21 protein-coding genes are annotated in these 20,167 nt (G+C 72.1%); 9 read left to right on the top strand and 12 right to left on the bottom strand.

Features of this window, described 5'->3' with window-relative positions; genetic code table 11:
- Positions 1–102 precede the first annotated feature (102 nt).
- From ABT129_RS17410 to ABT129_RS17400, 3 genes are all read left to right on the top strand, one after another.
- Positions 103–414: an SCO4848 family membrane protein gene (locus ABT129_RS17410; RefSeq protein WP_351901733.1), complete on the top strand. Its 312-nt coding sequence runs from the start codon at positions 103–105 to the stop codon at positions 412–414.
- 46 nt (positions 415–460) lie between these two features.
- Positions 461–1,936: a metallophosphoesterase gene (locus tag ABT129_RS17405; RefSeq protein WP_351901731.1), complete on the top strand. Its 1,476-nt coding sequence runs from the start codon at positions 461–463 to the stop codon at positions 1,934–1,936.
- A 193-nt stretch (positions 1,937–2,129) separates the two neighbouring features.
- Positions 2,130–3,683 carry an ABC transporter substrate-binding protein gene (locus ABT129_RS17400; protein ID WP_351901729.1) on the top strand — a complete coding sequence of 518 codons (1,554 nt, stop codon included), beginning with the start codon at positions 2,130–2,132 and terminating at the stop codon, positions 3,681–3,683.
- A 207-nt stretch (positions 3,684–3,890) separates the two neighbouring features.
- Here ABT129_RS17400 and ABT129_RS17395 read toward each other — a convergent pair whose 3' ends face one another.
- From ABT129_RS17395 to ABT129_RS17385, 3 genes are read right to left on the bottom strand one after another with little or no spacing between them, the layout of a single operon-like run.
- Positions 3,891–4,643: a TetR/AcrR family transcriptional regulator gene (locus tag ABT129_RS17395; protein ID WP_351901727.1), complete on the bottom strand. Its 753-nt coding sequence runs from the start codon at positions 4,641–4,643 to the stop codon at positions 3,891–3,893.
- A 10-nt stretch (positions 4,644–4,653) separates the two neighbouring features.
- The gene (locus ABT129_RS17390) at positions 4,654–5,073 is read right to left on the bottom strand and encodes a thiol-disulfide oxidoreductase DCC family protein (protein ID WP_351901725.1); all 420 of its coding nucleotides are present in this window, start codon (positions 5,071–5,073) and stop codon (positions 4,654–4,656) included.
- 6 nt (positions 5,074–5,079) lie between these two features.
- On the bottom strand, positions 5,080–5,514 hold the full coding sequence (locus tag ABT129_RS17385) for a hypothetical protein (RefSeq protein ID WP_351901723.1): 435 nt from the start codon (positions 5,512–5,514) through the stop codon (positions 5,080–5,082).
- Positions 5,515–5,640: 126 nt separating this feature from the next.
- On the opposite strand from ABT129_RS17385, the gene ABT129_RS17380 reads away from it, so the two are divergent.
- Positions 5,641–6,411, top strand: a complete 771-nt coding sequence (locus ABT129_RS17380; RefSeq protein WP_351901721.1) for an alpha/beta fold hydrolase — start codon at positions 5,641–5,643, stop codon at positions 6,409–6,411.
- Positions 6,412–6,450: 39 nt separating this feature from the next.
- Here the strand turns inward: ABT129_RS17380 and ABT129_RS17375 are convergent, their stop codons facing one another.
- Entirely contained in the window at positions 6,451–7,689 is a 1,239-nt protein-coding gene (locus ABT129_RS17375; RefSeq protein ID WP_351901719.1) for an MFS transporter, read from the bottom strand.
- An 85-nt stretch (positions 7,690–7,774) separates the two neighbouring features.
- Between ABT129_RS17375 and ABT129_RS17370 the strand changes: the two genes are divergently transcribed.
- Entirely contained in the window at positions 7,775–8,374 is a 600-nt protein-coding gene (locus ABT129_RS17370; protein ID WP_351901717.1) for a MarR family winged helix-turn-helix transcriptional regulator, read from the top strand.
- 45 nt (positions 8,375–8,419) lie between these two features.
- Here the strand turns inward: ABT129_RS17370 and ABT129_RS17365 are convergent, their stop codons facing one another.
- The 6 genes from ABT129_RS17365 to ABT129_RS17340 all read right to left on the bottom strand — a co-directional run bounded on the left by ABT129_RS17365 (position 8,420) and on the right by ABT129_RS17340 (position 13,182).
- Positions 8,420–8,944 (bottom strand): hypothetical protein, encoded by a 525-nt coding sequence (locus ABT129_RS17365; RefSeq protein ID WP_351901715.1) that lies wholly within the window; start codon positions 8,942–8,944, stop codon positions 8,420–8,422.
- A gap of 81 nt (positions 8,945–9,025) precedes the next feature.
- Positions 9,026–9,784, bottom strand: coding sequence for a succinate dehydrogenase iron-sulfur subunit (locus tag ABT129_RS17360; RefSeq protein WP_351901713.1), 759 nt, complete (start codon positions 9,782–9,784; stop codon positions 9,026–9,028).
- Positions 9,784–11,538: a succinate dehydrogenase flavoprotein subunit gene (sdhA, locus tag ABT129_RS17355; RefSeq protein ID WP_351901711.1), complete on the bottom strand. Its 1,755-nt coding sequence runs from the start codon at positions 11,536–11,538 to the stop codon at positions 9,784–9,786. Before sdhA ends, ABT129_RS17360 begins: the two co-directional genes overlap by 1 nt.
- 25 nt (positions 11,539–11,563) lie before the next feature.
- Positions 11,564–12,043 (bottom strand): succinate dehydrogenase hydrophobic membrane anchor subunit, encoded by a 480-nt coding sequence (locus ABT129_RS17350; RefSeq protein WP_351901709.1) that lies wholly within the window; start codon positions 12,041–12,043, stop codon positions 11,564–11,566.
- An 8-nt stretch (positions 12,044–12,051) separates the two neighbouring features.
- Positions 12,052–12,432: a succinate dehydrogenase, cytochrome b556 subunit gene (gene sdhC / locus ABT129_RS17345; RefSeq protein WP_073809812.1), complete on the bottom strand. Its 381-nt coding sequence runs from the start codon at positions 12,430–12,432 to the stop codon at positions 12,052–12,054.
- Positions 12,433–12,624: 192 nt separating this feature from the next.
- Positions 12,625–13,182, bottom strand: coding sequence for a 2-oxo-4-hydroxy-4-carboxy-5-ureidoimidazoline decarboxylase (locus tag ABT129_RS17340; protein ID WP_502981799.1), 558 nt, complete (start codon positions 13,180–13,182; stop codon positions 12,625–12,627).
- A 262-nt stretch (positions 13,183–13,444) separates the two neighbouring features.
- Here ABT129_RS17340 and ABT129_RS17335 point away from each other — a divergent pair, with 262 nt between their 5' ends.
- Together ABT129_RS17335 and ABT129_RS17330 are read left to right on the top strand one after the other, a co-directional pair.
- Complete coding sequence (locus tag ABT129_RS17335; RefSeq protein WP_351901705.1) at positions 13,445–15,064, top strand: beta-N-acetylhexosaminidase; 1,620 nt, start codon at positions 13,445–13,447, stop codon at positions 15,062–15,064.
- Positions 15,065–15,236: 172 nt separating this feature from the next.
- Positions 15,237–15,815, top strand: a complete 579-nt coding sequence (locus tag ABT129_RS17330; protein WP_351901703.1) for a hypothetical protein — start codon at positions 15,237–15,239, stop codon at positions 15,813–15,815.
- A 4-nt stretch (positions 15,816–15,819) separates the two neighbouring features.
- Here the strand turns inward: ABT129_RS17330 and ABT129_RS17325 are convergent, their stop codons facing one another.
- Positions 15,820–16,569 (bottom strand): Clp protease N-terminal domain-containing protein, encoded by a 750-nt coding sequence (locus ABT129_RS17325; protein WP_351901701.1) that lies wholly within the window; start codon positions 16,567–16,569, stop codon positions 15,820–15,822.
- Positions 16,570–17,013: 444 nt separating this feature from the next.
- Between ABT129_RS17325 and ABT129_RS17320 the strand changes: the two genes are divergently transcribed.
- Together ABT129_RS17320 and ABT129_RS17315 are read left to right on the top strand one after the other, a co-directional pair.
- On the top strand, positions 17,014–17,703 hold the full coding sequence (locus ABT129_RS17320; RefSeq protein ID WP_351901699.1) for an RNA polymerase sigma factor: 690 nt from the start codon (positions 17,014–17,016) through the stop codon (positions 17,701–17,703).
- Positions 17,703–18,965, top strand: coding sequence for a hypothetical protein (locus ABT129_RS17315; RefSeq protein ID WP_351901697.1), 1,263 nt, complete (start codon positions 17,703–17,705; stop codon positions 18,963–18,965). The genes ABT129_RS17320 and ABT129_RS17315 overlap by 1 nt, the downstream gene beginning before the upstream one ends.
- A gap of 156 nt (positions 18,966–19,121) precedes the next feature.
- Here the strand turns inward: ABT129_RS17315 and ABT129_RS17310 are convergent, their stop codons facing one another.
- Positions 19,122–20,024 (bottom strand): L,D-transpeptidase family protein, encoded by a 903-nt coding sequence (locus tag ABT129_RS17310; RefSeq protein WP_351901695.1) that lies wholly within the window; start codon positions 20,022–20,024, stop codon positions 19,122–19,124.
- Between the last annotated feature and the right edge of the window lie 143 nt (positions 20,025–20,167).

Genomic DNA, 20,167 nt, shown 5'->3' with positions numbered 1-20,167 from the left:
AACGTACAGGTACGGAAGAAGGATCCGAACCCCGGCTGGCGCTTCGGTCGGGCTCGTCCACCCGGACGCGGGGCCCCGGGGACGGGCGGTGATACTGGGGACATGAAGCTCAGCCGCCGCGTCTCCTGGTTCCTGCTCGCGTTCGGGGTGTGGAGCTGGTTCATCTGGATCACTTTCGTCAAGAACCTGTGGAACGACGGGAGCGGCCTCGCCTTCGACGACGCGGGCGACCCGACGGCCTACTTCTGGGTTCATCTGCTGCTTGCCGTCACGTCCTTTGTCCTGGGGACGGTGATCGGGGTGCTCGGGTTGCGTGGGGTGCGCGCCGCGCGCGCCGGGAACGGCGGGATCCGCGAGGACGGCGGGGTCCGCGAGGACGATCGGATCCGCGAGAACGGTGAGATCCGCGGCTAGCGGTCGGTAGTGGCGCGAGCGGTACGTAGAAGAGGGGTTCCGGGGCGTGGTCGTCTTCCTGCTGGTTCTGGTCGTGGTCCTGGCGCTGCTCGGCGCGGTCCACTGGTACGTGTGGCGGCGCCTCGTGCGCGACGTCACGACGCGCGGGAGCCTGCCGCGCCGCCTGGGCACGGCCGCCGTCGTGGTGCTGCCGCTGCTCTCGTTCGCCGCCCTGGGCTCCTCCCGCGCCGGAGCCCCGTTCGTGCTCCAGCAGGTGGTCGCCTGGCCGGGCTTCCTGTGGCTCGCGCTGCTCCTGTACGTGGTCCTCGCCCTGGTCGTCGGCGAGGCCGTCCGGCCGGTCCTGTACGCGTGGCTCAGCCGCCGTGCGAAGGCGGCGGCCCCGGAGCCCGTCGCCCTCCCGGTCCCGGCCCCCGAGCCCGTACCGGCGAACGCGGAGAACCCGGCGGAGACGACGGGCCCGGCCACGCCGTCGGCACCAGCGGCACCGTCGGCACCAGCGGCACCAGCGGCACCGTCGGCACCAGCGGCGCAAGCGGCACCGAAGACACCGGTCACCCGCGCCACCCCGGCGGAATCGGCCTCCCCCGCCTCCCCCGCCTCCCCCGCCGAGACCGCCGCGACCGCCGAGACCGTGGAGCCCAAGGAGCCCGCCCCGACGGCCGACCGGCCGTCGGACCCCGCGTCCCCCGCCGAGGTCTCCCGCCGGCTGTTCGTCTCCCGGGTCGTCGGCGGCGCCGCGGCCGCCGCCGCGGTCGGGACCGTCGGACTCGGCGCGTACGGCGTGCTGCGCGGCCCCCGGATCAAGCGGGTCACCGTCCCGCTCGCCAGGCTCCCGCGCGCCGCGCACGGCTACCGGATCGCCGTCGTCTCCGACATCCACATCGGACCGATCCTGGGCCGCGCCCACACCCAGCGGATCGTGGACACGATCAACTCCGCCCAGCCCGACCTGGTCGCGGTCGTCGGCGACCTCGTCGACGGCACCGTCGAGAACCTGGGCCCCGCCGCCGAGCCGCTCGCCCGGCTCCGCGCCCGGCACGGCTCCTTCTTCGTGACCGGCAACCACGAGTACTTCTCGGGCGCCGACGCCTGGGTCGACCACGTCCGCGAACTCGGCCTGCGCCCGCTGCGCAACGACCGCGTGGAGATCGCGGCCGGCTTCGACCTCGCCGGCGTCGACGACGTCGCGGGCGAGAGCGAGGGCCAGGGCCCCGACTTCGTCCGCGCCCTCGGCGACCGCGACCGGGCCCGGGCCGCGGTCCTCATGGCGCACCAGCCGGTCGTCATCCACGACGCCGTACGCCACGGCGTGGACCTCCAGCTCTCCGGCCACACCCACGGCGGCCAGCTCTGGCCCGGCAACCACCTCGCCGAACTGGCCAACCCGACCGTCGCCGGGCTGGAGAGGTACGGGGACACCCAGCTGTACGTCTCGCGGGGCGCGGGCGCGTGGGGGCCGCCGGTCCGGGTCGGGGCGCCGTCCGACATCACGATCGTCGAACTCGCCTCGAAACAGGCGTAATCGGGGCGGGGTGACTCCCTGCTCCGAGAGCGATACGTGCTGCTCATCGACTTAAATTCGCATTTCCCGGACATATACCTGTGGTGTGCAAGTTTCCTCTTCCGCTTGTGAATTCCGTGTGATGGGATGACGCCATCGCGACGTTTCCGGGGGGTCGTCGCAGCTGGGGTGGACGAAAAAAGGAAGCACGGCAATGCGGTCGACGGTCCGTCTGCGGATCCTCATCACTTGTGGAGTACTGGTGGCCGCCGGAGTGGGGGGCTGGCAACTCCTGCCCTCCGACGGCGGTCGAACCGATCCCATCAGCGTCGGCACAACCGACGCGATCACTTCACTGGACCCGGCCGGCGCGTACGACGCCGGTTCCTGGGCCCTCTACAGCAACGTCTTCCAGTCGTTGCTGACGTTCAAGCCGGGGTTCACGACCCCCGTCCCGGACGCGGCGGAGAGCTGCAAGTTCTCGGACACCAAGCTCACGACGTACCGGTGCACGCTCCGCGACGACCTCTCCTTCGCCAACGGGCGGAAGATCACGGCCGAGGACGTCACGTACTCCTTCGAGCGGATGCTGCGGATCAAGACGGACGTCGGCCCTCAGGCCCTCTTCCCGACCCTGAAGAGCGTCACGTCCGAGGGTCGTGACGTCACCTTCCACCTGAGCGGCCGGGACGCCACGTTCCCGCTGAAGGTGGCCACGGGGGCCGGCTCGATCGTCGACAAGGACCAGTACCCGGCGGACAAGCTGCGGACCGGTTCCGGGGTCGACGGCTCGGGGCCGTACGTCCTCAAGGAGTACAAGGAGGGCGAGTCCGCGCTCCTGGAGCCGAACCCGAACTACCGGGGAGCCATCACCAAGAGCGGCGGCCCGGTCCTCGTCCGGTACTTCGGCCAGTCCGAGGAACTCGCCACCGCCTGGAAGGCGAAGGACGTCCAGGTGACGCACCGGCAGCTCCCGCCGGACTTCATCTCGACCCTGGACACCAAGGACGGGACGCGGGTCACCGAGGCGGAGAGCGCCGAGATCCGCAACCTCAACTTCAACGTCCGGCCCGGCTCGCCCATGGCGGACAAGGCCGTACGGCAGGCGGTCGCCGCCGTCCTCGACCGTCCGGCGATCACCACCGGCGCCTACAAGGGCACGGTCGAGCCGCTGTACTCCCTCATCCCGCAGGGCTTCGTCGGGCACAGCACCGCCTTCTACGACATCACGCCGGAGCCGAGCGCCAAGAAGGCCAGGGAGCTCCTGAAGGACGCCGGCGTGAAGACCCCGGTGAAGTTCACCTTCGGTTACCGCAAGGACGCCACCTACGGCGCCGAGACCGCCGAGATCAAGCGGCAGCTGGAGGAGACCGGCCTCTTCGAGGTCGAGGCCGTCGAGGTCAAGTGGACGGAGTTCCAGAAGGCGTACGCGAAGGGAACCTACGACGCGTACACCGTCGGCTGGCTCCCCGACTTCCCCGACTCCGACAGCTTCACGGCGCCGCTCGTCGGCACCGGGAACACCCTGCACAACGGGTTCTCCAGCAAGCGGATCGACACCCTGATCTCCTCGACGCAGCAGTTCAGCGACCGCTCCCGGGCGACCTCCGACTTCCGGCAGATCCAGGACGAGGTCGCGACCGACGTCCCGCTCGTCCCGCTGTGGCAGAAGAAGGACTACGTCCTCTCCACGGAGGGGGTCGCCGGCTCCCAGTACCTGACGGACGGTACGGGCATCTGGCGTCTGTGGGAGCTCAGCTGGATCTAGGGCCCGTCCGACCCTTCCCGCCGGGTCCGGGCCGCCCGGCACGCCCGCTCGCCGCACGGCCGAAACGCCCAAGTAGCTCCGCTACGAGGGCGTCCCGGCCGCACGGCGATCGCACGCACCGAACGACCCGGCCTGATCCGGCGCCAAGGGTCGGACGGGCCCTGCCGGACCGGGGCCCGGTCCTCGCCACGAGGCGGGCCCCGTCCCTCACGAGGTCTCCGGCGGCTTCGGGACGGCCCGCTTCTTGGGCTTGCCCGAGGCCGCCATTCCCGCTGCCGTCGGCATGAAGTCGGCGAGCAGCTCGTGCGTCTCCTTGACGAGCGGACGCAGGATCCGGAACCGGGAGAGCGAGATCGCGCGGGCCGTGACCGGCGCGAGCCGCTCCACCAGGCGGCGGCTGTTCGCGGCGCCCTCCGAGCGGTCGTACACCCAGAAGAGCACCAGGCCCATCTGCTGGAGCCACAGCAACTGCGGCAGGGCCTCGGCCAGTTCGGGGTCGACCTTCACCGAGGCGCCGGAGATGACCCGCCGGTGGACCTCGATGGCCGCCTCGCGCGGGCCCTCCGACTCGGGGGAGAAGGGGCTGAGCGGGCTGTCGGGGTCGGCGGCGTTCTTGAAGAACTGGGCCGCGAACTCGTGGTACGGCTCCGCGATGTCCAGCCAGCCGAGGTAGACCCCCCGGATCCGGGCCGTCAGGTCCTTCTCGCCGCCGGTCAGGATGGGCTCGACGGCCGCCTGGTGCTCCTCGGCGATCCGGTCGTAGAACCCCTGGACGAGGTGTTCCTTGGAGGAGAAGTAGTAGTACGCGTTCCCGACGGAGACCCCGGCCTCCTGGGCGATGGCCCGCATCGTCGTCTTGTCGTAACCGCGCTCCCGGAACAGCCGGAGCGCGGTTTCGAGGATGAGCGTGCGGGTCTGCTCGCTCTTCGGGGCCTTCTTCTCTTCCTTCGCGTCGTTCACAGGGCCGAGCCTAGCCGGGCGGACCGGGCACCTCGCAGTGCCCGTCCCCGCAGGCTCCGCCCCCGCCGCCGGGCCCTTTGAGGGCCGCCCGCCACTTCGCCGCCGCGAGCACGGTCATCCGGGCGAAGGGCTGCCCGGCGGGGGTGGCGAGCCAGTGGGCCTTGGGCCGGTACTCGGCCAGGGCCCAGAGGCAGACGATCCAGGCGGAGGTCTCCCGGTAGACCTGGCCCCGGTCCCCGACGACGGTGATCTCCCGCAGGGTGGCGGCGTGGTCGAGCTCCGGGAACCGGCGCCGGGCCTCCTGCGACCCGGCCGGCACGAGGTCGAGCGGGACGAGCCGGCGCTGGCGCAGCAGCCAGTGCCTGAGGTGCACGCAGAGCGGGCACTCGGCGTCGTACAGCACGGTCAGGCGTCCCACGGGGGTCGGCACGGCGGTTCAGCCCTGGGGTGCCGGCGGGGTCCACGGACCTGCCTTGGGCGCGTGGGTCCACCCCTGCGGTCCGACCGGGGGCACCTGCTCGCGCTCCATGACCCCGCGGCGCCGGATCTTGTTGAGGACGTACACGTTCCCGAGGTGCATCACGCCGAGGACGAGCAGGACGACCCCGAGCTTCACGGAGAGCGCCTCGAAGAGCGCGCGGGCGTCGAGGACGGCGTCGTCCTGGCTCAGGTAGAGGGCGACGAAGCCGAAGTTGACGAGGTAGAAGCCGACCACGAGGAGGTGGTTGACCGCCTCGGCGAGCTTCTCGTTCCCGTGCAGGACGTCCGCGAGGAAGATCCTTCCGTTGCGGCTGAGCGTGCGCGCGACCCAGATGGTCAGGGCCACGCTGATCAGCAGGTAGGCGATGTACGCGACGACAGTGAGGTCCATGCCCCACGCTCCCTTGAACGCGTTCAAAAGCTGGCAGACATGACTGTAGACCTCTCTTTGAACGTGTTCAAGTGGGGAGGGGAAACCTGCTGGACCGCACCGGTGCCACCCCCTAGGGTCACCCGGGTGACGCTCTCTCATGACCTGGCCGGACAAGGCCCCTCGACCGTCCTCCTGCTGCACTCCGGGGTCTGTGACCGCCGGATGTGGGAGGGGCAGTTCCACGCGCTCGCCGAGGCGGGCCACCGCGTCGTCCGCTGCGACTTCCGCGGCTTCGGGGAGACCCCCGTCGAAGCCGCCCACACCCACGCCGACGACGTGCGCGACCTCCTCGACCACCTCGGGATCGACCGTGCCGCCGTCGTCGGCTCCTCCTTCGGCGGCGGGGTCGCCCTGGAGTTCGCCGTCCGCCACCCCGGCCACGTCTCCGCCCTCGCCCTGCTCAACTCCGGGATACCCGGCTTCCAGCCCAGCGAGGAGCTGGCCGCCTGGGGCGACCGTGAGGACGAGCTGATCGAGGCGGGCGACCTCGACGCCGCCGTCGAGCTCAACGTCGAGACCTGGCTCGGCCCCGAGGCCGGGCCCGAGGTCCGCGCCCTCGTCCGGGAGATGCAGCGGCACGCCTTCGAGGTCCAGCTCGCCGTCCCCGACGAGTTCTCCCCGGTCCGGCTCGACGTCACCCGGGACGACCTCGCCGGCATCAAGGTCCCCGCCCTCGTGGTCGCCGGGGCCCATGACGTACCCGACTTCCGGGCGGTCGCCGACGAACTCACCCGCCTCCTGCCCGGCGCCCGCCGCGTCGACCTCGACTGGGCCGGCCACCTCCCCGCCCTGGAGCGCCCGGCCGAGACGGCCCGCCTGCTCACCGCCTTCCTCGCGGAGACCGCGGCCCCCTAGGGCCCGCTTCCGTGTGCGCCCACCGGTGCCCCCGTGGCCTCAGTTCCCCGCCTTGAACCTCCGTACCCCGGGGACGAACGCGGTGCCCAGGCAGCAGCCGCCGACCACCACCGCGGCGGCGAGCAGCGGCACCTCGGGCCCCCAGGCGGCGGCCGCGAGCGGGGCCAGGGCGTACCCGAGGGGCATCGCGGCCAGGGAGAGGAGCCAGTCGTACGAGGTGACGCGGGCCAGCGCGTGGGCGGGAACCGCCCGCTGGACGGCGGTCTCCCAGACGGGGGAGAGGAAGCCGAGCCCCGCCTGCGCGAGCCCGTAGGCGGCGATCGTCAGCGGCGCGGGCGCGGCGACCGCGAGCAGGACCAGCGGCAGTGCGTACGTGGCGAGCCCGAGGTTGGCCGCCAGGACCGGGCGCCGGGGGCGGGCCCGGCCGGCCAGCAGCGCGCCGAGGAGGAATCCGACGGCGCCGACCTGGAGCAGGAGGACCCAGGTGGCGCCGCCGCCGAGCCGCTGCACGGCGACGGCGGGGCCGAGGGTCATCAGGACGGCCGCGGCGCCGTTCCAGGCGCTGTGGCCGATCAGGCTGGTCCAGTACCAGTCGCGGGTGCGGACCTCCTGCCAGCCCTCGGCGAGGTCGGCGCGGAGCGAGCGGCGGGGGATCCGTACCCGCTCCACCCGCACCGCCGCCAGGAGCAGGGCGCTGAGGGCGAAGGTGGCCGCGTCCAGGACGAACGCCCAGCCCGGCCCCACGGTCAGGACCAGGGCGCCCGCGAGGGCCGGGCCGCCGAGGCGGGTGGCGCTCTTGGCGATGCCCAGGGCGGCGTTGGCGCGGTGCAGGGCCTCGGGCGCGACCGTTCCCTTCACCAGGGGGGAACCGGTCGGCATGGCGAAGGCGCCGGCCGCGCCGCCGAGCGCCTCGGCGACGGCGAGGACGGCGAGGCTGGGGGTGCCGCCGAGGAGCTGGACGGCGACGACGAGCTGGGTGGCGCAGCGGACGAGATCCGTGGTGAGCGCGACCGTGCGGGCGTCGAAGCGGTCGCCGACGACGCCGCCCAGGGGCAGCAGGAGCAGCTTGGGGACCATGGCGCAGGCGAGGACCAGGGCGAGCGCCGACGTGGAGCCGGTGGCCTCCAGGACGGCCAGGGCGAGGGCGGCGGGGATCGCGGCGTCACCCAGGAGGGAGAGGGTGCGGCCGGCGAGGAGCAGCCGGAAGGGGCGGGTGCGCAGCGGGTGCGGGACGGGCGGCGGGGCAGGCGGGAGCGTCGTACCGGTGGCAGCGGTCATGACCCGAAGAGTATTTCGGTATCGAATAATTCGTCAACGAAATACTTCTCCTGAGCCTGCCCGCCGGCCGACGTACGATCACCCCATGGCGCACTCCGAGGAACCGCGTACCCCGAGCGAGCGGCACCCGCCCGGTGGACGGGGCACGCCCGGCGAGCCGCGCACCCCGAGCGGTCCCCGCGACTGGACCGACGAGCACGTCGCCCGCTGGCAGCCCGTCCTGCCCGGCCTCGACCCCGTCGTCGAGGGCGCCGTCACCCGGATGAAGAAGCTCTCCGTCCACTTCCGCCGGGTCAGAGAACAGTCGCTCGTCGACTTCGACCTGGAGCGGCACGAGTTCGACACCCTGCACAAGATCGCCGGCCGCGGCGGCAGCGCCGCCCCCTCCGAGCTCGCCCAGGACCTCGACCTGGCCCCGGCCTCCGTCTCCGGCCGCCTCGACGCCCTGGAGAAGCGCGGCTTCGTCCGCCGCACCCAGTCCACCGTCGACCGCCGCCGGGTCGTCGTCGAGCTGACCGCCGCCGGCCATGAGACCTGGCTCGGCGCGATGGACGTCCTCGGCCACGAGGAGTACCGCCTCCTCGGCGTCCTCACCCCCGAGGAACGCACCCTCCTCAACGCCATGCTCCGCCGCGTCATGGTCGAGGCGGAGGCGACGGAGACGCCCCGCCCCTGGCACGGCTGAGGGACCCGGAGGCGAGGCCTCGGGGTCCCCCGGGGCGGCGGCCGGTCACATGCTCAGCGACCGCGCGTAGTTGAGCTGGCCCATCACCCAGTGGATGGTGTCCGGGCCGCGCGCCGGGATCATCGTCGAGTGGTGCTTGCCGCCGCTGGTCACCGTGACCTGGATGAAGCCGGTCGTCTGCTTCTCCTTCATCAGCAGGAACAACAGACCCAGCAGGCAGAAGATGAAGAAGACGACCGCGAGCACGATCGCGACCGTGGGCATCTTCTCCTCGGTCCGCGACATGTCCATCGCGTTCCACACGGCGCCCTTCAGGGGCATCGGCCCGGCGGGCGTGATGATCTGGTCGCCCACCACGGTGATGTCACCCAGGCTCAGCACCGGGGTTCCCGCGCCCGCGATGCCCTGCGGCACCGGGGCGTGCTGCGGCGGAACGGGCACGCCTTCCGGCAGGGTCGGCTGGTACGACGGGGACTGCGGGTACGGGTACCCGTAGGCCGGCGTCCCCGGCTGCTGCTGCCCGGGACCCCACTCGTACTCCTCCGGCCTGTAAGGATTCGGCTCGCTCATCAGTCCCCGTCCTCAGTAGAAAAAAGCCCGCTCCTGCACGCCGCAGCGTACAGAAGCGGGCCGAAGCACCGAACCGTCCGGTCAGAAGCGACGCGTGATCAGCGCGCGCTTGACCTCCTGGATCGCCTTCGTGACCTCGATGCCACGCGGGCAGGCGTCCGTGCAGTTGAACGTCGTGCGGCAACGCCACACGCCGTCCTTGTCGTTCAGGATCTCCAGGCGCTGCTCGCCCGCCTCGTCACGCGAGTCGAAGATGAAGCGGTGCGCGTTGACGATCGCGGCCGGACCGAAGTACTGGCCGTCGTTCCAGAAGACCGGGCAGGACGACGTGCACGCGGCGCACAGGATGCACTTGGTGGTGTCGTCGAAGCGCTCGCGGTCCTCGGCGGACTGCAGGCGCTCGCGCGTCGGCTCGTTGCCCTTGGTGACCAGGAACGGCATGACGTCCCGGTACGCCTGGAAGAAGGGCTCCATGTCGACGACAAGGTCCTTCAGCACCGTGAGGCCCTTGATGGCCTCGACGGTGATCGGCTTGTCGGGGTTGAGGTCCTTGATCAGCGTCTTGCAGGCGAGCCTGTTCTTGCCGTTGATCCGCATCGCGTCAGAGCCGCAGATGCCGTGCGCGCACGAGCGACGGAAGGTCAGCGTGCCGTCGACGTCCCACTTGATCTTGTGGAGGGCGTCGAGCACACGCTCCTTCGGGTCGATCTCGATCTGGAAGTCCTCCCAGACCGACGCGTCCGACACCTCGGGGTTGAAGCGGCGGATCCGCATCGTGACCGTGATGTACGGGGAGGCGGCGGACTCCGCCTCGACCTTGTCCAGTACGGGGGTAGCCATCAGTACTTACGCTCCATCGGCTGGTAGCGGGTCGTGACGACCGGCTTGTAGTCGAGACGCACGGTCTCGGAGCCGTCCTCGCCGACCTCGCGGTACGCCATCGTGTGGCGCATGAAGTTGACGTCGTCGCGGTTGGGGTAGTCCTCGCGGTAGTGACCGCCGCGGGACTCCTTGCGCGCCAGGGCCGAGACGGCCATGACCTCGGCCAGTTCGAGCAGGTTGCCCAGCTCGATGGCCTCCAGGAGGTCCGTGTTGAAGCGCTTGCCCTTGTCCTGGATGGACACGTTCTCGTAGCGCTCGCGCAGCTCGGCGATCTTCTCGACGGCCGTCTTGATCGTCTGCTCGGTGCGGAACACCATGACGTTGGCGTCCATGGTCTCCTGCAGTTCGCGACGGATGTCCGCGACCCGCTCGTGACCGGTGGAGTTGCGCAGCTTCTCGATCGTCGAGACGACGAGGGACTCCGGGTTCTCCGGCAGCTCGACGTAGTCGTGCTTGGCGGAGTACTCGGCCGCGGCGATGCCGGAGCGCTTGCCGAAGACGTTGATGTCGAGCAGCGAGTTGGTGCCGAGGCGGTTGGCGCCGTGCACCGACACGCAGGCGACCTCGCCGGCCGCGTACAGACCCGGGACGACGGTGGTGTTGTCCGAGAGGACCTCACCCTCGACGTTGGTCGGGATGCCGCCCATGGCGTAGTGCGCGGTGGGCTGGATCGGGATCGGGTCCGTGTACGGCTCGATGCCGAGGTACGTACGGGCGAACTCGGTGATGTCCGGGAGCTTGGCGTCCAGCTGCTCCGGCGGAAGGTGCGTCAGGTCCAGGTAGACGTGGTCGCCCTCGGGACCGCAGCCGCGGCCCTCGCGGATCTCCGTGTAGATGGAGCGGGAGACGACGTCACGGGACGCGAGGTCCTTCATGACCGGCGCGTACTTCTCCATGAAGCGCTCGCCGTCCTTGTTGCGGAGGATGCCGCCCTCACCGCGGGCGCCCTCCGTCAGCAGGATGCCCATGCGCCAGATGCCCGTCGGGTGGAACTGGAAGAACTCCATGTCCTCCAGGGGCAGGCCGCGGCGGTAGCAGGCGGCCTGGCCGTCACCGGTCAGGGTGTGCGCGTTGGAGGTCACCTTGAAGAACTTGCCGGTGCCGCCGGACGCGTAGATCACGGCCTTGGCCTGGAAGATGTGGATCTCGCCGGTGGCCAGCTCGTAGGCGACGACGCCCGCGGAGTGCTTCACACCGTCGACCTCGACGATGAGCTGGTCCAGGACGTAGAACTCGTTGAAGAACTCCACACCCTCCTTGACGCAGTTCTGGTACAGCGTCTGGAGGATCATGTGGCCGGTGCGGTCCGCGGCGTAGCAGGACCGGCGGACCGGGGCCTCGCCGTGGTTGCGGGAGTGGCCGCCGAAGCGGCGCTGGTCGATGGTGCCGTTCGGGGTGCGGTTGAACGGCAGGCCCATCTTCTCCAGGTCGAGGACGGCGTCGATGGCCTCCTTCGCCAGGATCTCGGCGGCGTCCTGGTCGACCAGGTAGTCACCGCCCTTGACCGTGTCGAAGGTGTGCCACTCCCAGTTGTCCTCCTCCACGTTGGCGAGCGCGGCGGCCATGCCGCCCTGCGCCGCGCCCGTGTGGGAGCGGGTGGGGTAGAGCTTCGTCAGGACGGCGGTGCGGCTGCGCTTCGTCGACTCGATGGCGGCGCGCATGCCCGCGCCACCGGCGCCGACGATGACGGTGTCGTACTTGTGGATCTTCATGACGTGGATTACCTCAGCCCCGTGCCTAGCGGATGTTCGGGTCGAAGGTGAAGATCACCAGCGTGCCCAGAAGGATGGTGAACACCGTGGCGGTGTACAGCAGGCCCTTGAGCCACAGGCGCGTGTTGGCCCGCTCCGCGTAGTCGTTGATGACGGTACGGAGGCCGTTGGCGCCGTGCAGCATGGCCAGCCAGAGCATCAGCAGGTCCCAGACCTGCCAGAACGGGGACGCCCAGCGGCCGGCCACGAAGGCGAAGCCGATCTTGGAGACGCCGCCGTCCAGGAAGAGCTGGATCAGCAGGTGACCGAGGACCAGGACGACGAGGACCACGCCCGAGAGGCGCATGAAGAGCCATGCGGCCATCTCGAAGTTGCCGCGGGTCGCGCGCGGGGTCTTGCCGGTGCGCTTGCGGGGGGCCTCGATGTACGGCGCGGGGTTCTCCACGTCGTAGGCGGCGCCACCCTCGACGGGGCCGATGGTGGCGGAGGTGGTGTCAGCAGACATGTCTGGCGTCAGCTCCCGAACAGTTCACGTGCGGCGTGACCAAGGATGGGGTACAGCGAGCCCGCCATCAGCACGACCCAGATGCCCACGACGGTCCAGAGCATCTGCTTCTGGTAGCGCGGGCCCTTGGACCAGAAGTCCACGGCGATGACCCTGAGGCCGTTCAGCGCGTGGAAGAGGATGGCGGCGACGAGGCCGTACTCAAGGAGAGCGACGATCGGCGTCTTGTAGGTCGCGACGACCTCGTCGTACGCCTCGGGGGAGACGCGGACGAGAGCGGTGTCCAGCACGTGTACGAACAGGAAGAAGAAGATGAGGACGCCGGTGACTCGATGAGCCACCCAGCTCCACATTCCTTCCCGGCCGCGGTACAGCGTTCCAGCCGGCACGGAAAAACCCTCCGGGAGCGGGGATCAGGGTCGGCCGGCTTCAGTGTCGGTCTGACCCGGCCGGGTACGGTCCACCGGCCCCGGTCATCGTAGCGACGACTTGTCGGTTCGTTTGCGCGGGGTCCATAGGTGTGATCAAACAGGCACGGACGGCCTATGACACAGGCCGGAATCGCCGCATTCCGGACGGAATCACGGTGCGGAGTGTCGGGGCGTGAGGGACTCGGCGAGCCGGAACGCGAGCCGGGCGCGGGCGAGCCGCCTCAGTTCGTCGGCGGCGACCACCCGTTCCTCCTCCGCTTCGTTGCCGAGACGTGACCGGATGCCCGCCAGAACCTGGTCGAGCCGCTCCCCGGGGCGCACGCCGTCGAGGCTGATCACGAACGCGTGTCCGAAGCTGCTCTCGTACGCGGCGTGGGCGGCCCGCAGCGCGGTGCGCGCCGCGGGCGGCGCGTCGGGGTGCGGCAGGGCCGAGGACTCGGCGGCCAGGGCCTCGTCGAGGTCCGCGCGGGACAGGTCGTACCCGGCCTCGTCGGCGGCGGCGAGCAGGGCGTCCACGGTGGGGTAGGGGCGGTGTGCCGCCACCCGTTCGGCCCAGCGGCGGCTGTGGCAGCAGGAGAGCAGCACGGCCTCGGCCTCGGCGGGCGTGGCGGCGTTGAAACCCGCGAGCCCGCGCGGGGACGGGCCCTGGTTCTGGGCGGGTATGGCAGACGCGTCCGTGGAGCCCGGCGTACGGCAGGGGACATGGATGTCGCTGGTCAGCGTGGGCTCCGGTACTCCGGGACGGGTGGGGCGGGTCGCGCGGGGACGGGCGCGATCCGTGGGGCGCGATGGGGTGGGTGTGACGCAACGTTATCGACGGGACGAGGGAAGTGTCCGACGGATGCGCGAATTTCACCCGGAAGGGAGAGTTTCGGAACAGATGATGGACGAAGGGGTTCCGGTCCGTCCCCTCCCCGGGGCGCGCCGTCCCCCGATTGGCCCGCCCGCCCGCCATGAGGGAGGATTCCGAATGATGCGGTACTCCATACGGGGGCCCCGCCGGGGCTCCGCACTTCTGGCGACCGCGGTGGCACTGGCCACCGTGGCGGCCTGTTCCGGCGGTTCTCCGTCCGGGTCCGGCCCGTCCGCCTCCTCTCCGTCCGGTACGTCCGCGAGCGCCTCGCCCACCAGCGCGCCGCCGCCCAGTCCGACACCGACCAGGACCTACCCGCTCTCCACCGCACCCCTCACCGTCCCCGCCGTCGGCGCCCACGAGGCCGCGCGCGGACCGGGCTGGAAGCCCGTGCCCACCGCCGGGATCGTCATCGCCGCGGGCAGCGAGGGGCTGGCCGACGAGGCGAAGCTCCTCGCGGGCGAGCTCAAGATCGCCTACCGGGGCGCCGTCGCCGCCCGCGCGGGCGACGTCGAGCTGGCCCTCGGCGGCAAGGGCGCCCCCGAGTCGTACACGCTGACCACCCGCGACGACCGGGTCAGGATCACCGGCCCCGACCAGGCGGGCGTCTTCTACGGGACCCGCACCCTCAAGCAGTCGGTGAAGGGCTCGGGCGCGATGCCCGAGGGCACGGTCACCGACGCCCCCGCCAAGCCCCAGCGCGGACTGAACCTCGACATCGCCCGCAAGTTCTTCACCGCGGAGTGGATCGAGGCCCGGCTCCGGGGGATGGCCGACCTCAAGCTCAACCAGTTCGGACTGCACTTCTCCGACGACCAGGGCTTCCGGATCGCCTCGGACACCCACCCCGAGATCGTCTCGGCCCAGCACCTCACCAAGGCCGAGGTGCGTCGGATCCTCGCCCTCGCGCAGACCCTGCACATCACCGTCGTGCCCGAGATCGACTCGCCCGGACACCTCGGCGCGGTCCTGCGCGCCTACCCGGAGCTGCGCCTGCTCAACGTCCAGGGCGTTCCGAGGCAGGGCGCCATCGACATCTCCAAGCCCGCCTCGGCGAAGCTCGTCGACGAGCTGCTGCGCGAGTACGCCGCGCTCTTCCCCGGCGGCTGGTTCCACGTCGGCGCCGACGAGTACCAGGCGCTGACCGTCCGCTCGCCCGAGGCCTCCTACCCGCAGCTGGCCGCCGCGGCCCGCCAGAAGTACGGCGCGCAGGCGCGCGTCCAGGACCTGGCGGAGGGGTGGCTGAACGACCGCGCCGCGGTGGTGCGCGGCACCGGCAAGGTGCCGAAGGCCTGGAACGACGGCTTCTTCCGGGGCGGTGTCGTCCAGGCCGACCAGGGCATCGAGGTCGAGTACTGGACCGGCAAGGAGATCGGGGCCCGGCCGCCGGCCGAGTACCTGGCCGAGGGCCGCAAGGTCGTGAACCTCAACGACGAGTTCCTCTACTACGTGCTCGGCGAGCCGAACGACTTCACGTACCCCACCGGCCGCCGCATCTACGAGCAGTGGACCCCGCTGGTGCTCCGGGGCACGACCCCGGTCCCGGCCCGGTACGACTCCCAGATCCTGGGCGGCCGGTTCGCCGTCTGGTGCGACCTGTCCCGGTCGCAGACCGCGGCGCAGGTGGCCGACGGGATCCGGATGCCGCTGACGGCGACGGCCCAGAAGCTGTGGGACGAACGGAAGCCCACGGCGACCTGGGACCAGTTCCGGGCGCTGGCACAGCGGGTGCGGTGAGCACGTCCGCCGGGCGGAGTGCCGTGCGGCCGAGGCGCTCCGCCGGTCCGAGCGCGGACCCTATGCAGGACGCGGGGCCAATGGCATGATTCCGGCCGCGCAGTGACGAAATCGCGCCCCTCGGCGCAGTAGTGGAAGTACTGCGTCCGTATCGGGTGGCGAGGAGGCGTCCATGACGTCGGTGACGGGCCGGAGCCTGCTGGAACTGATCGACGGGGCCGACGAGCGAGGTCTGGCCGCGGCCGGCCTCGCCTGCCTCGACCGCTGTCTCCCGCTGCTCGCCGGTGACCGGGGCGACGCCCTGCGGCCCGTCTGGGCGGCCGTCGCGCGCGGCGACGGACAGGCCTGGGGCGAGGCCGTGGCCAAGGCCCGGGTCGAACTGGACGTGGACGCCGGGAGCGACCTCGGCGGTTCGCCGGACGCCGAGGCCGTGCGCGGCATGCTGGCCGGGGCCCCGGCCGTCTGGACGGCCGGGGCCCTGCGCGCCTGGGCGGGCGCGTGCTCCGTCACCGCCCTCGCCCTGCACGGGCGGTACGACGCGGCCGAGGTGCCCGACGGTCTCGTCGAGTGCTGCCGGGCCGGGGACGGTGAGGGCGCGGGCCCGCTGCTCGCCGGGGAACTCCGCCGTCAGCAGGCCGTCCTCGAATCGGCCGCCCACGGCCCGACCGGTCTGCGCCGGGCCCGCGAACTCTCCGTCGAGGGCGGCCGGGTGCTGCGCGCGGTCGTCTCGCGCCGGGCCCGCACCGCCTGAGGCCTCAGGCCCGCTCCTCCGGGGCGGGCTCCGAGATCGCCACCGAGGCGATCGTCTCGGAGATCTCCCGCTCCGCCGCGGCCTTGTCGAGGCCGAGTCCGGTCAGCACGCCCGTACCGTCCTCGTGCTCCAGGAGGGCGAGCAGGATGTGCTCGGTGCCGACGTAGTTGTGGCCGAGGCGCAGGGCCTCGCGGAACGTCAGCTCCAGGACCTTCTTCGCCGCCGCGTCGTACGGGACGAGCGCCGGCACCTCGGCGGCGGCCGGCGGCAGGGTCGCCGTGACGGCCTCGCGGATCCGCTCCGGGGTCACGCCCCGGGTGCCCATCCAGAACACCGCGAGCCCCTCGGGCTCGGCGAGCAGCCCGAGCGCCAGGTGGGCGGGGAGGATCTCGTCGTGCCCGGCGGCCTTGGCCTCGTTCTGGGAGGCGACCACCACGTTCCGCGCCCGGGGGGTGAAGCGGTTGAACCCCGCGCTCGGGTCCATCTTCTCCGCGTCCGGGTCCTTGGGCACGAACCGCTTCTGGGCCGCCTGGCGGGTGACGCCCATGCTGCGGCCGATGTCGGTCCAGGAGGCGCCGGAGCGCCGGGCCTGGTCCACGAAGTGGCCGATGAGGTGGTCGGCGACATCGCCGAGGTGGTCCGCCGCGATGACGGCACCGGAGAGCTGCTCCAGGGCGTCGGTGTGGACCTTCTTGATCGCTTCGATGAGCTCGTCGAGACGGACGGGGACGTTCGGACCGGCTGGATTCGTCATGAGGCAACCCTAGGTTGACACCCCTGCACTGTCAACCGTCAGTTGACAGTGTGAGGGTGCACCGCGCCCCTGGCCGAGGCGGAACACGGAAGAAAGAGGGCGCGCGGAAGGAAGAGGAAGGCGCGGAAGAGGAGGGGGAAAGGGAGACGACCGGGGCCGCCACCCCCCACAGGAGAGGCCCCGGTCGCCGTCCACGGAGCCGCAGCACGGCTCCGTACTCCTATCAGCGCCGAGGGTGCGCTTTCTGTCACACCGCGCCGAGCCGGAGGGCCCCCGGGCCGGGCGCCGCTCCCCGCCGCCCGAAGGTTGCAAGTTGTACAAAGACCCCGGACCGCGTGGACGCGCGGCCGCGACACGACGTAGCGTGCAGGTGCGCGAGGCAGTGTCGCGGTGGTGACCAGCCGCGACGAAGCGACGACGCGACCGACGAACAGGGTTTGGGGAGTGCTGGGGGACGACGCGGAGCTGACGGCCGCGGTGCTCGCTGCGCAGGACGGGGACGAGAGCGCCTTCCGTACTGTGTATCGCGCCGTGCATCCACGGTTGCTCGGCTACATACGCACGCTGGTCGGGGACATCGAGGCCGAGGACGTCGCCTCGGAGGCCTGGCTCCAGATCGCCCGCGACCTCGACCGCTTCGACGGCGACGCGGACCGCTTCCGCGGCTGGGCCGCCCGCATCGCCCGCAACCGCGCCCTCGACCACATACGGATGCGCGGCAGGCGGCCCGCCGTCGGCGCCGACGAGACCGAACTGACCGACAAGCCCGCCGCCTCCGACACGGCGGGCGAGGCCCTGGAGGCGCTGGCCACCGGCCACACCATGCAGCTCATCGCCCAGCTTCCGCAGGACCAGGCCGAGGCCGTCGTCCTGCGCGTCGTCGTCGGCCTGGACGCCAAGAGCGCCGCCGACACCCTGGGCAAACGCCCCGGAGCCGTACGGACCGCCGCCCACCGCGGCCTCAAGAGGCTCGCCGAACTCCTCGGCGTCGACGGCGAGACCATCGGGCCGGACGGGGCCGCAGAGGCCGTCGTCCCGCTGGACGGTGTGCCTCCGCAACGCGGGCGCGGGCCGGGGTCCGTGGCCCCCGGCGGTGTGACGCAATCACGTCCGCGTACGCAGAAGGACATGTGATGGCCGACGAGCGGTACCAGTGGCTCGACCAGGAGGCCGCGGAGCGGCTGCTCCGCGGCGAGCCCGTCGACGCCGTCGACGACCGCGCGCGCTCCGGGGCCCAGCGACTCGCCGAAGCCCTCGACGCCGCCCGCACCCCGGCCGTCCCCCCGGCCGCGCGCACCGAACTGCCCGGTGAGGCCGCCGCGCTCGCCGCCTTCCGGCAGGCCACCGCCGCGCGCGTCGACGTGACGGCCGCGCCGGCCCCCGGACACACCACGCACGCCGACCTCGGCCGGGTGCGGCTCGCCCCCGTCGCGGCCCCCCGCCGCCGCTGGGGACGCTCCGTCCGGTACGGCCTCGCCGCCGCGGTCGCCGCCGTCACCGTCGGAGGGGTCGCCGTCGCCGCCGGAACAGGTGTGCTGCCGATGGTGGGCCCCGCCCCCGCCAGCTCCGTCACGGCGGGCGGGACCGCCGACCCGCTCGTCTCGGTGGACCCCGGGATACGCGAGGACCCCGAGGCGCCGCCGGCGGAACCGGGCGGCAGCGGTGACCCCGCGCCCGGCGTGTCCCCGTCGGCCGGCACCGGCACCACGGCACCGGCCACCGGAGGCACCGACGGACCCGGCACGGCCACCCCGGGACAGGGCACCTCCGAGCCGGGCCGGAGCACGGAGGGCACGCCCACGGGCCCGGGCCCCAGCGGCACGGGTGGGGCGGGCGGTTCGGGGGAGGACTCCGGCGCCACGGGGAAGCCGGGCACCATGACGCTCCGGGAGATGGCCGTCAAGGCCTGCCGGGAGTACCGGTCGGGGAAGCTCGACGCCACCGGCCGCAAGCGGCTCACGGGCACCCTGCGCGACGGCGAGACGCTGCGCCGCTACTGCGACCGGCTCCTCGACGGCGGTACGGGCCCGTCCGAGGGCGACGGCGAGGACGACGGCACGGGCGGCGCGAAGGACGACTCCGACGGCAGGAGCGACGGCCGGTACGGGAACGCGCCCGGCGACAGCCGGGACGACCGGCGCGACGGCACCGGGAACAGCCGGGTCGGGGCCGGCCGTCCCGGCGACGGGCGGGGTGTCACCGGAGCCGGGGACCGCCGCGGGAGCGATCGCCGCGAGAGCCTCCGCCACGCCGACGACCGCCACGCCGAGGACCGCCGTACCGACGACCGCCGCGGCGCGGCCCGGTCCGTCGCCGAGCCGGGAGAATCCGTTCTGCTCGCCGCCGCCGCTCCGCCCGTGATCGCCGTCACCGCCCGCGTACCGCTGCCGGTGTAACACTTCTCGACCCGTCGGCGCAGTACTGAGTGAGCCGACTGGTCATCGGCCGCGCAGTGAGCCGGGGTTCCCCCCGTACCTACGGCTCCGCGCACCCGGCGCGGGTGGGACACGTTCCCCCGGTCCCACCCGCGCCCTCTCTCCCCGCCTGCCGGGTCACCAGTGGACGACGACCTTGTCCCCGACCTTCACCTGGTCGAAGAGGGTCGTGAGCTTGGCCCGGTCCCGGACGTTGACGCAGCCGTGCGAGCCGCCGTTGTAGCCGCGGGCCGCGAAGTCCGACGAGTAGTGCACCGCCTGGCCCCGGCTGAAGTACATCGAGAGCGGCATCGGCGTGTGGTAGAGCCGCGACCAGTCCTGACGGACCTTGCGCTCGACGGTGAACGTGCCCTCACGGGTCGGGGTGTTCTCCGAGCCGAAGCGGACGTCCATCGACGAGACCACCTTGCCGTCGATCATCCAGGCGAGGGTCCGGCTCTCCTTGCTGATGCACAGCACCCGGCCGGTCAGGCACCGCGCGTCGGGCGTGTCCAGCTCGTTGGTGGTCGACGGCTTCAGCTCGTCGGCGGTCGGCTTGCGGCTCGCACCGAGCAGCCGCTCCCAGGTCGCCGTGTCGACCGAACCCGTCCCCGGCAGGCCCTGCTTCTTCTGGAAGGCCGTGACCGAACCGGCCGTCATCGTCCCGTAGAAGCCGGTGGGCGCCCGGTCGAAGTGATCCAGCTGCCGCAGCCGCGCCTGGAGCTCGCGGACCTGCTCGCTCTCGTCCCCGTCGCCCATCAGGGCCTCGGGCCCCGTGCTCCCGGTGGCGTCGTCGGAGGGCGTCTCCGTCGGAGCGGTGGGCGACGGGGACCCGGTGTCCTCGGTCGGCGCCTCGGTCGGAGCGTCGGTCGGAGCGTCGGTCGCGGGCCCGCTCGGCTCCGGAGCGGACGTCGTCGGCGCTGCCGTCGGACCGGCAGAACCGTTTCCGCCGTCGGCGGCCTGGGCCGTACAACCGGCGGCGAGTGCCACCGCCGCCGCTGCCAGTACCGCTCTGCGTATGACGGAAGAAGTCCGCTTCATCGTTGCCCCCCGGGACGTGTCGTGTGTACGTAGGGATGCTTCTGGCGCGTGTGTGGTTGCGCAGGTGGGACGCGAACCGCGCATGCTGTGAGCAAGGTCCCAGCGCGCCTGCCCCACCGCCCGGACATGCCGCCGACACCGTC

Source organism: Streptomyces sp. NPDC002057, assembly GCF_040296665.1.
Classification (GTDB): Bacteria; Actinomycetota; Actinomycetes; order Streptomycetales; family Streptomycetaceae; genus Streptomyces.
The sequence above is the reverse complement of the archived record's forward strand: the minus strand, read 5'-3'. Positions and strand labels throughout refer to the sequence as shown.